At 62.8% G+C, this 13,499-nt stretch carries 13 protein-coding genes; 6 read left to right on the top strand and 7 right to left on the bottom strand.

The genetic code is table 11. The features are described from left to right. The 5 genes from FJW06_RS21250 to FJW06_RS21230 all read right to left on the bottom strand — a co-directional run. Positions 1 to 320: alcohol dehydrogenase catalytic domain-containing protein (locus FJW06_RS21250; protein WP_181178487.1), on the bottom strand; the 320-nt coding region annotated here is incomplete at its 3' end. A 53-nt stretch (positions 321 to 373) separates the two neighbouring features. Beyond that, positions 374 to 1,024 (bottom strand): glutathione S-transferase, encoded by a 651-nt coding sequence (locus FJW06_RS21245; protein WP_140754145.1) that lies wholly within the window; start codon positions 1,022 to 1,024, stop codon positions 374 to 376. A 9-nt stretch (positions 1,025 to 1,033) separates the two neighbouring features. After that, a complete protein-coding gene (locus FJW06_RS21240) occupies positions 1,034 to 2,800 on the bottom strand; it encodes a Rieske 2Fe-2S domain-containing protein (protein WP_140754144.1) in 1,767 nt (588 codons plus the stop codon). A gap of 23 nt (positions 2,801 to 2,823) precedes the next feature. Next, positions 2,824 to 3,714 (bottom strand): aromatic ring-hydroxylating dioxygenase subunit alpha, encoded by an 891-nt coding sequence (locus FJW06_RS21235; RefSeq protein ID WP_246674754.1) that lies wholly within the window; start codon positions 3,712 to 3,714, stop codon positions 2,824 to 2,826. 34 nt (positions 3,715 to 3,748) lie between these two features. Then, on the bottom strand, positions 3,749 to 4,606 hold the full coding sequence (locus FJW06_RS21230) for an aromatic ring-hydroxylating dioxygenase subunit alpha (RefSeq protein ID WP_140754142.1): 858 nt from the start codon (positions 4,604 to 4,606) through the stop codon (positions 3,749 to 3,751). Between the two features lie 252 nt (positions 4,607 to 4,858). Between FJW06_RS21230 and FJW06_RS21225 the strand changes: the two genes are divergently transcribed. The 5 genes from FJW06_RS21225 (at position 4,859) to FJW06_RS21205 (ending at position 10,435) form a co-directional block, all read left to right on the top strand. Next, positions 4,859 to 5,695: a GntR family transcriptional regulator gene (locus FJW06_RS21225; RefSeq protein WP_140754141.1), complete on the top strand. Its 837-nt coding sequence runs from the start codon at positions 4,859 to 4,861 to the stop codon at positions 5,693 to 5,695. Next, positions 5,692 to 6,786 carry a BMP family ABC transporter substrate-binding protein gene (locus FJW06_RS21220; RefSeq protein ID WP_140754140.1) on the top strand — a complete coding sequence of 365 codons (1,095 nt, stop codon included), beginning with the start codon at positions 5,692 to 5,694 and terminating at the stop codon, positions 6,784 to 6,786. The genes FJW06_RS21225 and FJW06_RS21220 overlap by 4 nt, the downstream gene beginning before the upstream one ends. A 95-nt stretch (positions 6,787 to 6,881) precedes the next feature. Then, positions 6,882 to 8,423, top strand: a complete 1,542-nt coding sequence (locus FJW06_RS21215; RefSeq protein WP_140754139.1) for an ABC transporter ATP-binding protein — start codon at positions 6,882 to 6,884, stop codon at positions 8,421 to 8,423. Continuing rightward, positions 8,407 to 9,501 (top strand): ABC transporter permease, encoded by a 1,095-nt coding sequence (locus FJW06_RS21210; protein ID WP_140754138.1) that lies wholly within the window; start codon positions 8,407 to 8,409, stop codon positions 9,499 to 9,501. The genes FJW06_RS21215 and FJW06_RS21210 overlap by 17 nt, the downstream gene beginning before the upstream one ends. A gap of 13 nt (positions 9,502 to 9,514) precedes the next feature. After that, positions 9,515 to 10,435, top strand: coding sequence for an ABC transporter permease (locus FJW06_RS21205; RefSeq protein WP_140754137.1), 921 nt, complete (start codon positions 9,515 to 9,517; stop codon positions 10,433 to 10,435). 804 nt (positions 10,436 to 11,239) lie between these two features. Here the strand turns inward: FJW06_RS21205 and FJW06_RS21200 are convergent. Continuing rightward, on the bottom strand, positions 11,240 to 11,449 hold the full coding sequence (locus FJW06_RS21200) for a hypothetical protein (protein ID WP_140754136.1): 210 nt from the start codon (positions 11,447 to 11,449) through the stop codon (positions 11,240 to 11,242). A gap of 778 nt (positions 11,450 to 12,227) precedes the next feature. On the opposite strand from FJW06_RS21200, the gene FJW06_RS21190 reads away from it, so the two are divergent. Further along, complete coding sequence (locus FJW06_RS21190) at positions 12,228 to 12,524, top strand: hypothetical protein (protein ID WP_140754134.1); 297 nt, start codon at positions 12,228 to 12,230, stop codon at positions 12,522 to 12,524. A 299-nt stretch (positions 12,525 to 12,823) separates the two neighbouring features. On the opposite strand, the gene FJW06_RS21180 is transcribed toward FJW06_RS21190, so the two are convergent. Next, positions 12,824 to 13,390, bottom strand: a complete 567-nt coding sequence (locus FJW06_RS21180) for a DUF488 domain-containing protein (RefSeq protein WP_140754133.1) — start codon at positions 13,388 to 13,390, stop codon at positions 12,824 to 12,826. Positions 13,391 to 13,499 lie beyond the last annotated feature (109 nt).

Here is a 13,499-nt window from a genome sequence, read left to right as displayed (position 1 = left end):
GTGCACAGGTTGGTCTTGCGCGACAGGCACGACGGGCACTGCCGGCATTCGGGCGTGTAGAGCGGGATGACATGGTCGCCCTTTTTGACCGAGGTCACGCCCTTGCCGACATCGACGACGATGCCGGCGCCCTCATGGCCGAGGATCGCGGGAAAGATGCCTTCCGGATCGGCGCCTGAGAGCGTGAACTCGTCGGTGTGGCAGATGCCGGTCGCCTTGACCTCGATCAGCACCTCGCCCTCGCGCGGGCCTTCGAGGTCCACCTCCATGATCTCCAGCGGCTTTCCGGCACCAACAGCTACGGCGGCACGCGTTTTCATTTTCCCTCTCCCGATCTGATGGCCGCAGCGAGCGCCCGGCCCGTGACTGAAACTTACGCCGCGGCCCTGGCTGGCCCGGCCGGAAACACACCCGACATGACGATAAAACCCTTGATGCGCTTCACGCGATCGCACCAGCGGCGGATCGCCGGATAATCCTGGCGCGAAATACCGCCTTCCTCAGACAGCATGATGTAAGGGAAGCAGGCAATGTCGGCAATCGTCGGCTGCGGGGCTGAGCAGATCCACTGGCGGCCCTCCTGCTCGCCGAACCACAGATGCTCGTCGAGGATGCGGAACAGCCGATGCGCGCCAGCGCGCGCGGCATCGATGTCGAAATCATAGAACAGCGCATCGTGCAGGCGGGCGGCGGAGGCCGTTCCGGTGATGCCGTCGGCAAAGGCCAGCCACTGGCTGATCTCGCCGAGCAGAGCTGGATTGTTGCGCGGATACCATGTGCCGGGCGGATCGTATTTCGACGCCAGATAGACCAGGATTGCCTGGGCGTCGCGCAGGATCAGCCCATCATCGTCGATGACCGGCAATTGCCCAAGCGGATTGAGCTTCAGGAACCATTCCGACTTGTGCTCCCGTCCGGGATAGAAGTCGACCGGCACGGTGTTATGGTCGATGCCGAGGAAGCTCATCAAGAGCCGCAACTTGTAGCAATTGCCGGACAGCTCATAGTCGTAAAGCGTGATCATCGCCAGCCCCTAGATGTCGAGCACGAGGCGGGCCGATTTGGCACGCGAAACGCAGGTCATGATCCGGGTGCCGGCCTTGCGCTCGGCATCGTTCAGATAGACGTCCTGGTGGTCGGGTTCGCCCTCGATCACCGTCGCCACGCAGGTGCCGCAGGCCCCTTGCTCACAGGACGAGGGCACGTCGATGCCGCTCTCGCGCATGACCTGCAGGATCGTCTTGCCGGCCGGCACTTGCAGCGTGACGCAAGAGCGCGCCAGCGCCACTTCGAAACTCGAGCTGTCGTCGATCTTGTTGGTGTTCTTGAAATACTCGAAATGCACGGCGCTGTCAGGCCAGCCCTGCTCGGCCGCGATTTTGCGCCCCGCCTCCAGCATCGGACCCGGACCGCAGATGTAGAGATGCATGCCGTTCCGGTAGCCGGTGAGGATTTGGCGCAGCTCGGCGCCGGTCGCGTCCGGCGACAGGCCGAGATGCGGCCTCAGCGCATCGCCGAGTTGCTTCAGCCGGTCGGCAAAGGCGAGATGTTCCTTGCCTTGCACAAAATAGTGCAGCTCGTGCGTCAGCTCCTGGTTCTTCAACGCCTGCGCCATGGCAAGCAGCGGCGTGATGCCGATGCCGCCTGCGACGAAGATCGTCTTGATGGCATCGCGGCGCAGCGGGAAATTGTTGCGCGGCTCGGAGATCGCCAGCACGTCACCTTCGCGCACCGTCTCGTGCATGCATTTCGAGCCGCCCTTCGAGTCGCGCTCCAGCTTGACGCCGATGGTAAAGCTGTCGGTCTCGCCCGGTCCGTTGGTGATCGAATACTGCCTGATCTCGCCGTTGGGCATATGCACATCGATATGTGCACCCGGCTGGAAGGTCGGCAGGATGCCCCTGGTCGGCCGCAGCTCGAAGCCAGCGATGCCGTCAGCGGCCTCCCACTTCCTGGCCACCGTCACCCGCAGCGCCGCCTTGCGGCCATGCGCGGTCAGTTCCGGCATCTCGGCAAGCTCGGCCGACACGCGTTCATAAACCGGCTCGATCGGGGCCGGCGCGGGAGTATTGGCCACTTCGCGCTCGACTTCGTCGCGCAATTTTGAAAGCCGTTCATTGTGATGCCGCAGGACGGTGATGCGCGCAGCCCCTTGGGGGTCCCGGTCGAGCACGCCGCGAATGACGGAACGGTTGGAATCGACCGGCTGGACGAAGAAGACGCCGAGCGTCTCGACGGCGCCGTCGCGCGAGCGGAGCGCCACGGCAAAATCCTGGGCGGCCTCGACGCTGATCTCGGACCCGCCGCGCTCGACTGCGCCGCAGGGCTGGAAGCGATAAGCCTTCAGCGCTTGCGCTACCTTGTCGGCAGGGGCGTTGACCGGAATGCCACGCAAGGCAAGCAGCTCGCCTTCGGCAAGGCCTGCGACATCCGGCACCTCGCCCAATGCCTCTTCCGACGACCAGACCAGGCCGTAACGCTCGACCGCCGGATAGGTGCGGTTGGTGATGGTGCGGGCCGGCGCGTCGGCCGGGTGCGCGGGGATATAGGTGCAGCCGGCGGTGCGGTTCGAATAACGCCAGCCATGATACTGGCATTTCAGCTCGCGGCCATCATTGATGCCGATCGACAGCCTCACGCCGCGGTGCAGGCAACGGTTCTCCCAGATGTTGACGTAGCCGTCATCGGCCCGCCAGACGGCAAACTCGCGGCCAAGCAACTGGCCGTGGAATACGTGGCGGAACGGCAGGTCATGGGCAGCGGCGATCGGATGCCACTGGCTTTTGGCTACTTCCAACATCTATCGTCTCCAAAATGTCGTGGTCAGGCTGCCGCCGGGATGACGCCGTAAGTCACGCCCTTCTGGCTGAGCCAGCGCCGGTAGGCGATCGCCGATTTGTCGGCGCGGATCGGGGTTTCGGCGCGCGGATCGAGCGGCAGGCGCTTCGGCACCTGGTTTTCGAGGATCGGCTTGTCCTGACCGAAGATCGTCTGCTGGAAACGCTTGATCACCTTGTCTTCGCTGTTTTCGTCCAGCACGCAAAGCAGCATATGCGCGCGCACATGTTCCTGGTCGACCGGCTGCAGAAAGATGGCAATCACATCGCGCCGGCTCTCGTCGACCGGGCTCGATTTATAGAGCACCGAGCAATAGGGGTGCGGCACGCGGTAGACATAGTCGACATCGGCGCCGCCGTCCGAAGCTGTCGAGGCCATCGGCTGGAAGAAGCGGCAGCGGGTCGCCAGGATCTCGTCGCGGTCGACCGAAATCTCGACATCGTATTCCTTGACCTCGGTATGCGGCTCGGCGCCGAGGATGTCGGTATGCACGTAAGGAAAGTGCCCCATGTCGAGAAAGTTCTCGATGGCGCGCGGCGCCGAGACGTTGACGCCGAAGGTCGCGGCGTTGAGCCGGCGGCGGTCGGGCTCGGCATATTCAGGGATCGGGAAGAGCTCGGCCGGCGGCGAGCCCAGCGAAGTCCAGACATAGCCATAGGCGCTTTTTGCCGGCAGCCTGTCGGCGGCCGGAACCTGGTCGGCCCGGCGCAGATCCGGCCGCGAGCGCCAGACAATCGGCTCACCATCCCCGCCGACCGCGAAACTCAGGCGCTCCTCGAGCAGCACCGTCTCCTGGACCGCACCGGGAATAGCCTCGGCGATCGCGCCCACCGGATGCCACAGATTGAGAACCACGGAATCCGTGCATTTCGTCATAGTTTCATTCCTTTGCATGCGACGGACAACGTGATCAGGCCCGTGCCGGTATGGCGCCGTAGGTTACCGAGCGATCGCGCAGCCAGCGCCGGTAGGAGACCGAGACGGCGTCGGCGCGGATCGGTGTCTCAGCGCGCGGATCGAGCGGCAAGCGTCTCGGAACCTGGTTCTCGAGGATCGGCTTGTCCTGTGCGAAGATCAATTGCATGAAGCTGCGCACCGTCGCCGCCTCCATGCCTTCCTTCAAGTAGCAGAGATAGGGATGCGCGATGCAGTTCTCTTCGTCGACCGGCTGCACGAAGAGCGTGATGACATCGAGCCGGTGCTTCTGGATCGGATTGCTCTTGTAGAGCGCCACCGTATAGGGCCGGATCACCTTGTAGATGTAATCGACGACGAAGCCTTCCTTGGCCGTCGGCGAAGCGATGGGTTGGTAGAATTTGCACTCCGTCGCCAACACCTCGTCTTGCGCGGTGATCTCGACATTGTAAGGCGCCACCTCAGTATGCGGCTCCTCCCCCAGCCAACCGGTATGGACGAAAGGGAAATGGCCCATGTCGAGGAAATTCTCGACAGCGCGCAGACCGGAGACCTTGACCGCGATCGACCCACCGCTGACGAGGTGACGGTCCGCTTCATTGGCCTCGGGGATAAAGACGATCTCGCGCCAGGGCTTGTCGAGGCACGCCCAGATGAAACCATAACGTTCAGCCGAATTGACGGCGGCGTCCGTGTCGGCATGGACGACCTCGACCCTGCCGGCATGCTTGCGGATCACGAGGTCGACGCCGAGCAGCCGTGTTTGAAATGGCATATCCGAGGGGAGCGATTCCTGGTCGGCGACAATGTGCCAGTCGTTCAGAAGCTCGCGGTCGACGCAGTGGGTAGCCATCGGCATCCCTTCCAACTCAGCTAGCCCTTCACCATGAACCTAGCCCGGCGTTTCGACAGGACGAAACCACAAGATTGGATATCAATCAACGGTTTTTTGTCAGCCAAAACGTATTTTTGTGTTGACAGATTTCGATGATTGACTTCCGATGTATGAAAATCTGAATCTGGGATATGCCGCACCCCGACGGGGGCATGTCTTCACCACGGAAAGCCTGCTGATCATGTTCTCGAACCCGCGGAGAGCCGCGCCTTGAGCAGCCGTTCCCAGACGATAGCGGATATTCTCACACGTGCCATCATCGACCATCGGCTGGTGCCCGGCTGCAAGCTCGGCGAGCGTGAGCTTTCCGAGATTTTCGACGTCAGCCGCATCGTCGTGCGCCAGGCGCTGATCCGGCTCGCCGACGATGGGCTAGCCCAGATCGAGCGCAATCGCGGCGCCTTCGTCGCCAAGCCGAGCATGCAGGAAGCGATGGAAATCTACGACGCGCTGACGCTCGTCGAACAAGGTGTGGCCGCCCAACTCAGCGACCGCCTCGGCCCTGCAGGGTGGGCTGAGCTGCGCCAGCATGTCGAACGCCAACGCCAGGCTGTCGCCTCGGGCAACGACGCGCTGGCCGACGTGCTCGGCCAGGAGTTTCACTCCGTCTTCGTCCGCCTGAGCCGCAACAAGGTGATGCAGGAAATCCATGCCCAGCTGGTGCGCCGCACGACGCTGCTGCGCTCGCTGATCACGGCCGATTTCGATTATTGCAATCTGCTCGACGACCATTCACGCGTCGTCGACCTTCTGGAAAAAGGCCGGCTGAAGCAGGCCATGGACCTGATCGACACCCATCACCGCGCGGTGGTGCGCGGCTATATCATGGATCGCGAAGTGTACGCGGAAATGACGCCGGCGGAGGCGCTGGCGCCCTATCTAGACGGCAAGACTGACAGCGCGACGGCGCCGATCGCGCCAAGGAAGCCAAAGACATCCGGGAATGGCGACGGCACGGCGCACGTCCATGTCCATCTCCCCAAGCAAGATCCGGCACCCAAAAGCCGGGCATCGACCAAGAAAACCAACAGAGGGTTACCAGCATGAACGAGCTGACAAGACGTGGATTCCTGAAATACAGCGGCGCGCTCGGCGCGGCACTGGCCACCGGAGGACTGAGCACCATCGCCAGGGCCGACGACGTGCTCAAGATCGGCGTCGTCTATGTCTCGCCGATCGCCGAGATCGGCTGGACCAAGCAGCACAGCCTCGGCGTCGAGGCGATCAAGTCCGAATTCGGCGACAAGGCGAAGCTCACCGTCATCGACAACATCTTCATGCCGCAGGATGCCGAGCGCGTTTTCCGCGAGTTAGCCAGCGCCGGCAATCAGTTGATCTTCGGCACCAGCTTCTCGCATGGCACGCCGATGCAGAAGGTGGCGCCGCGCTTCCCCAAGATCGCGTTCGAGCATTGCTCGGGCATCGTCCATCTCGCGAATCTCGGCACCTTCGAAGCCAAATATTACGAGGGCACTTTCGTCGCCGGCGCGGCCGGCGGCTATATGTCGAAGTCGGGCAAGATCGGCTTCATCGGCGGCTTCCCGATCCCCGACATCGTCGGCCCGGCCAACGCGCTGCTGCTCGGCGCGCAGAGCGTCAATCCGAACGCCACCTGCAACGCCATCTTCCTCAATTCCTGGTTCGATCCGGGCAAGGAGAAGGAGGCCGCTAAGACGCTGCTTTCGCAGGGCTGCGACGTGATCTGCTCGATGACGGATACGGCGACCGGCGTTCAGGTCGCCGGCGAAGGCGGCGCCTGGTCGATCGGCTATGCCAGCGACATGTCGAAATTCTCCTCCGGCAAGCAGCTGACCTCCTTCGTGCTCGACTGGACCAGCGACTATGTCGGCGCCGCCAAGGCAGTCGCGGCCGGAACCTGGAAGCCTGAGGTGCGCTGGGACGGGCTGGCCGCGGGCGTGGTCAAGATGGCGCCCTACAATGACGGCATCCCGGCCGACGTCAAGGCCAAGCTGAAGCAGCTCGAAGCCGATATCGGCAGCGGCAAGGTGCACCCCTATGCCGGCGAGCTGAAGGACCAGGACGGCAACGTCAAGGTCGCTGCCGGATCGGTGCTCTCCGACGACGGCATTCGCGGCATGAACTGGTTCGTCAAGGGAATGATCGGCAAGCTGAGCTGATCAAACCGCGAAGAACCGGGGAGATGCCGAGGTCATCTTCGGCGTCTCCCCGCCGGTTCCCGTCCAACCCCGCTGCAAGCCCGGCAGGACCCGCCATGCACCCGCGACTAGAATTGCGCAATATCTCCAAGCGCTATCCCGGCGTTGTCGCCAATGATGACGTCTCGTTGTCAATTCAGCCTGGCGAGATCCATGCCGTGCTCGGCGAAAACGGCGCCGGCAAATCGACCCTGATGAAGATCATCTACGGCGCGGCGCATGCCGATTCCGGTGAGATCTATTGCGACGGCAATCTCATCCTCGCGCACAATCCGGCAATGTCGCGCGCACTCGGCATCGAGATGGTCTACCAGCATTTCGCGCTATTCGAATCCGTTTCGGTGGTCGAGAACATCGCGCTTTCGGCAAGCAGCGCCTTCAATCTGCCGTCGCTGGCCGAAAAAATCCGCGAGCTTTCGCTGCGCTACGGCATGCCGATCGACCCGCATCGTCAGGTGCATGACCTTTCGGTCGGAGAGCGGCAGCGCGTCGAGATCGTGCGCTGCCTCCTACAGGCGCCAAAGCTCCTGATCCTCGACGAACCGACCTCGGTGCTGACGCCGCAGGCCGTGGTCAAGCTGTTCGATACGCTTCGCCAGTTGGCCGCCGAAGGCTGCTCGATCGTCTATATCAGTCACAAGCTCGACGAGGTGCAGGAACTCTGCGACACCGCCACCGTGCTGCGCAACGGCAAGGTCACCGGCACGGCGCGGCCGAAGGAGACCACTTCGCTCGAGCTTGCCCGCATGATGGTGGGCTCCAAGCTGCCCGAGATGCATGTCAGCCCGGCAGCGCCGAGCGAAAAGCCTGTGCTCGAGGTCAGGGATCTGTCGGCCAAGGCAAGGGACCATTTCGGCGTCGACCTGAAAGATGTCTCCTTCAACGTGCATGGCGGCGAGATCGTCGGCCTTGCCGGCGTCTCCGGCAACGGCCAGGCCGAGCTGATTGCGCTGCTCAGCGGCGAGCGCCGGCATGGCCAAGGCGACGCTATCAAAATCAACGGAACGCCCGCCGCCAGCCTGCGCCCCGATGAGCGCCGCAAGCTCGGACTCGCCTTCGTTCCAGAGGAGAGGCTCGGGCGTGGCGCAGTTCCGTCGCACACGCTGTGGGAAAACGCGGTGCTGACGGCCCATCGCTTCGGCACGGTCCGCAAGGGCCTTGTTGACCGCCGGAGAGCCGCCGCCTTCGCCTCCGGCATCATCGACCGGTTCAAGGTCAAGGCCAACGGCCCGGCTGCCACGGCGCAGAGCCTGTCCGGCGGCAATCTGCAGAAATACATCGTCGGACGCGAGATCGCGTTGGCCCCGAAGCTGCTTCTCGTCTCGCAGCCGACCTGGGGTGTCGATGTCGGGGCGAGCGCCTTCATCCGCCAGACCATCGTCGATCTCAGCCGCGCCGGCACGGCGGTGTTCGTCGTCTCGGAGGAGCTCGACGAGCTGTTCGAGATCTGCGACCGGCTGCTGGTCATCTGCCAGGGTCGCGTGTCGCCGCCGCTGCTCCGCACCAGCACGGACCGAGAGGAGATCGGGCTCTTGATGACCGGTCGAACGATGGGCAAGGACCAAACGGGGAGTAGCAGCGTTGCACTTCAGGATTGAACAACGGCCAGAGCCTTCAGCCGTGATGCGCATCGCGGCGCCGGTGCTAGCGTCCGTGCTCACGCTGATCGTCGGCTCGATCTTCTTCGCCTCGCTCGGGCACGATCCGCTGCCGACGCTCTATGCCTTCTTTGTCGAGCCGCTGAGCTCGATGAACGGCCTCTCGGAATGGTTGCTGAAAGCCTCGCCGCTGATCCTGATCGCCTGCGGCCTGGCGATCGGCTTTCGCGCCAATGTCTGGAATATCGGCGCCGAAGGCCAATTCATCATGGGCGCGGTTGCCGCCAGCGGCGTCGGCCTGTTCTGGTCGGACCCGGACAGCGCGCTGCTCCTGCCGCTGATGTTCCTGGCCGGAATGGCCGCCGGCATGGCCTGGGCGGCGATCCCTGCCTTCCTGCGCTCGCGCATGAACACCAATGAGATCCTGGTCACGCTGATGATGACCTATATCGCGACGCTGTTTCTGTCTTATCTGGTGCATGGACCATGGCGCGATCCGGCCGGCTTCAACTATCCGCAGACGGCGTTGCTGCCGGCGGCGGCGATGTTTCAATCCTTCGATCCTGCCTACCGGTTGAACTCCTCGATCTTCATCACCGTCGTCGCCGTGTTTTTGATGTGGCTGTTCACCGACCGCAGCTTCCTCGGCTACAAGATGTCGGTCAGCGGCGCCGCCCCGCTCGCCGCTCGCTATGCCGGCTTTCGCGAGTCGGCTGCCGTGTGGATCGGATTGCTGGCTGGCGGCGCGGCGGCGGGCATTGCCGGCATGGCGGAGGCTGCCGGACCGCTCGGCCAGCTCTCGCCGCAAGTCTCGCCTGGCTACGGATTTGCCGCCATCATCGTCGCCTTCATCGGACGGCTGAACGCCTTCGGCATCGTGCTTGGCGGGCTGTTGATGTCGCTGCTTTTCCTCGGCGGCGAAGGCGTGCAGATGACGCTTGCCCTGCCCTCGGCACTGACGCGCATCTTCCAGGGCATCCTGCTGTTCTTCCTGCTCGCGGCAGACTTCTTCATTTTCTATCGCATCCGCCTGGTGCGGCCAGCGCCGGACGCGCATGCGCTCGAGACGGCGCGATAGCGGGAGACACCGGATGGAACTCTTCACCGCCATCTTCACCGGCACCATCGTCGCCGCCACGCCGCTGATCTTCGCCGCACTCGGCGAGCTCGTGGTCGAGAAATCGGGCGTCCTCAATCTCGGCATCGAAGGCATGATGCTGATGGGCGCAGCACTTGCCTTCTGGGCGGTCACCGCCGGCTATTCGATGCCGGTTGCGATCCTCGCCGGGGCTCTGGCTGGCGCTGCCGCCTCACTGCTGTTCGGCGTGCTGGCGCTCACCTTCCTCACCAACCAATATGCCGCCGGCCTGGCGCTGGCGATCTTCGGTTCCGGCGTCTCTGCCTTCATCGGGCGCGGCTTCGGCAGCGATCCGATCGAAGCGCTGCATGGCGTCAACATCGCGATCCTGTCCGGCCTGCCGGTGCTTGGGCCGCTGCTCTTCCGTTTCGACCCGCTCGTCTATCTGGCCCTCGCCATGTTCGTCGCGATCAGCTGGTTCCTCTACCGGACCAAGGCCGGCCTCATCCTGCGCACGGTCGGGGAATCGCCGCAGACCTCGCATGCCATCGGCTATCCTGTGATCCGGATCCGCTACATGGCGGTACTGTTCGGCGGCCTGATGGCCGGCCTTGCCGGCGCCTATCTGTCAGTCGCCTATACGCCGCTCTGGGTCGAGAACATGACCGCGGGCAAGGGCTGGATCGCACTGGCGCTGGTGGTGTTCGCCACCTGGCGGCCGCTGCGCGTCCTGCTCGGCGCCTGGCTGTTCGGCGGCATGACGATCCTGCAGCTCCAGGGCCAAGCGCTGGGCCTACAGGTTCCCTCGGAGCTGCTTTCGGCCCTGCCCTATCTGGCGACGATCGTGGTGCTGGTGCTGATCTCGCGCAATCGCCAGATGCTTGCCCTCCACTTCCCCGCCTCGCTGGCAAAGCCGTTCCGCCCGGCGGGCTAGCCGGGCGTGTTGATTCACGGAGAACTCAAAGAACCAGAGAATACGGCATTCTGAACATGGAACCACCCATCCGAAACGCTCGTGACGTAGTTGCTTTTTGGGGTGATGAAAGAGCCCGCACCGGGGGGGGAACGATGCGGGCTCATGCCGGGAACTGCCAAACCCGACGCGACGCCGTGAAACACTGGGAGGGGCACGCGTCGCGGCTACCCAACATTGGCGTGACGAGAATGTTCCGTGGGATCAATACCTTCGCTTCAGGAAGCGCGCTTCACGCAGGAGCGATGCCCAGTCAGTGCCGATCATCTCGACGAGCTCTCGGGTCTGCTGTCGGAAATCCCTGTCTCCTAACCAGCCGCCGAACCACAGATCAGCCAAGTCTTTCTTGTGGTCTCTTCCGTCGCGACACATCGGAAACTCCATGAATCGCGTCGAACTCGCTGAGCGGGACGGTTTCCAGGTGCGGATCAGGCGTAAGAGAAAGCGAAAAGCCCGCCGACCGAAGCCGACGGGCCATCTTCCCTCAAACTGCTCGTGCTCCCCTCCCCGGATGGTCCGCCCGAACCCAGGAACCCCGCACAAGACTCTTCCTAATGCAGTTTTGACTAATGGGCTGTAGCTCGGGAGCCACAACGAGGGGATTTCCCGGGTTGGCCGACCCGAGGAGGTGGTCTTGGGAATTCCAAAGGCCCGGCTCGCACCATGACACAGAATTGGGCGAGCCGAGCCTAGCGGGCTTCTGCTTGAAGAAATGCAGCCGATCCACCGCCAGCACCTGTCAGGCTACAGCGCAAGGAGTATCATCTAGCGACCGAGTGGCAGTTTTGACACTGACAGCAGTTCAGCCTCGTCCCTGATCCCTGCCAGGTAGTTGGCCAGCAGGCGAGATGCGAGGGCTTCGCGCCGCTCGAGGGACTGTTGTTCGACCTTCAGTTTGTCGAACACGCGACCGAGCAGCGCGACTTCTGATGAACTGAAGACGCCTGCTTCTCTGGCTCTTTCAAGAATTGGCATGAAGTCCCTCCCTAAAACAGGTCGATCCCTCAAACGCCGCAAGCCTGGCCATCAGCAACATTGGTTGTCAACAAAAAAGCACGCCGGCACTGGGCTGACGGGCTCATTAGAGGGTTGGGTTTGGGACCCGCCCTTCGTTTTCCGCTGGCACACGCTGGGCATGGCTCTCGAGCGGCGTCTCGGCAGGAGAAAGTGATCATCCGCTATATGTCGACCACATTGATCTGGTCGCCAAGCGATCGCGCCAAGGTCCAGACTGTTGGAAAACTCTTAGACTGAGTAAGAGTAGCGGCCGGTTGTCACTGCGCTCACTGAAAAGATCGGCCGCCGGCGTAGGCCGGCTCACTAGAGGCCACTAGGCGGTCCGCTTCAACTCCGTCACCCGCACACCCAGCCGGAAGGCCTGTCCGTCAGCATACGAACGTGCATAGTCCTCAGTTTCAAAGGGAACAGTGAGGGTCTTTCCAAAGGAGGTCACGCGGACCGCCCATTTGCCCTCTCTTGTAAGCTCAACCGCATGATGTTCGTGTGGCGCCATACTCTTCCCCTACGGCAGGCCGCAACGTAGCGGATAAGAGATGATTTGTATACGAACAATCGGATCGAAGCTGCAATTCTATTGTGCTTTGCGCCTGCGTAGAATCGGATTGACCTGTGGGAGCGGGTCCGACTTTCAGATTCACGGGCCAGGCGAGCCCTTGGTGTCGAAAGCTGATGCACGCTCGCTTTTGGTCACCCGTCCTGCTTGGCAGTCGGTCGGCGGAACTTTCGGCGGCCGGTGGAGTTTACCACGGCCACAGGGGGACGCTGGTTGCAAATATTCGACAGGCTCGAACGGCTGGTCCACGCAGAGGACGCCTCAGCGGCTGCGGGTGAAGCGCGATCACTGCTGGCAGAAATCGACCGCCGCGGCTCTGAACTGATCTCGGCCGCCGTCGACGATTTTCTCATCGATATGTTGACACTGGCATTCGTTGCCGAGGCGTTCGGGGGCGGAACGTTGGAAGCCGCTCGCCGGCTGGCGCAGAAGAGGTTATCCAAGATCAAGTTGTTATCTGTGGTTTTGCCTGTGTAATCCCCGCCGGTGGCCGGCCAAGCAAAGGGTTTTTGCTGTGATCCAGCGCCGACAAGGCGTCGGAGACGGGTAGCTGTCACAGCAGTGTCCCGCACCGGGCCTTGGGATTGCCTCGAACAGAAAAGCCGCCGATCACTTGCTTGTAAGCCCATCCACTTGCCAAACGATTCAAGCTGCAGGTGTCGATGTCGAGACCGTGGGTGGGAAAAGCCCAGCGATCACGCACCCGCCTGGATCGAAGTGCACGGATGAGCCGCTCGCGCCTGAAATGCGGTCTTGCTTCGGAACTTCGCCTTCCGTCAGCAGGCTGCCACTGACGGATAGATCACCGATCCGTCGTCTCGAAGAACCGCACCGGCCGTCGGTACGGCCTTCTCGACGCGGCCGTTGCCCATGAGATGGAAGACTTCCTCGCCACGCGCAAGAAGGTAATCAGCGATGACGCGGCGGTGGCACCGCCACCAGACCGCTTCCGAGCACATTATCGCGCAGCGGCGCGTCCGTATTGCGAGCAGGCGATCGAGTCCGCCTCGAAATTGCGCCGAAAGCGCATAGTCAGCGTAGTTGTGGAAGCTTTGGTTTCTCCACGCGCCGTTCGTTTCGGGCGAAACCCCGTCCACCTTGCCCCGCCGCCCGCCGAGCGGCGCCACAATTTCATAGGCGATCTGCGCCTCCGCGAGTGACGCAGCCAGGCGTTCGCTATCGAACTGCGGGTAGGCGCGGGACCCGGGCAGACGCCTCACGTCGACGACGATGCCGATCCTCCCCTGCCGAAGGATGTCGATGAATTCCTCGATTGTACGGTTCGAATGCCCGACGGTGAAGAAGGTGGTATGCGAGCGGTTGGCTGATTGCTTAGCATGCATCCTACATGACGTGGCAGCCGCTTCATTGTTCCAAGCACTCCAGGGGTGTCTCGGGACGAGAGCTGAACTGGCCGAATGCAGAGCATCTCCGGTCGCCGTGATGTCAATT

This window comes from Mesorhizobium sp. B4-1-3 (assembly GCF_006439355.1).
Lineage (GTDB): Bacteria > Pseudomonadota > Alphaproteobacteria > Rhizobiales > Rhizobiaceae > Mesorhizobium.
Note: the sequence above shows the minus strand (reverse complement) of the source record. Positions and strands in the feature narration are given on the sequence as shown.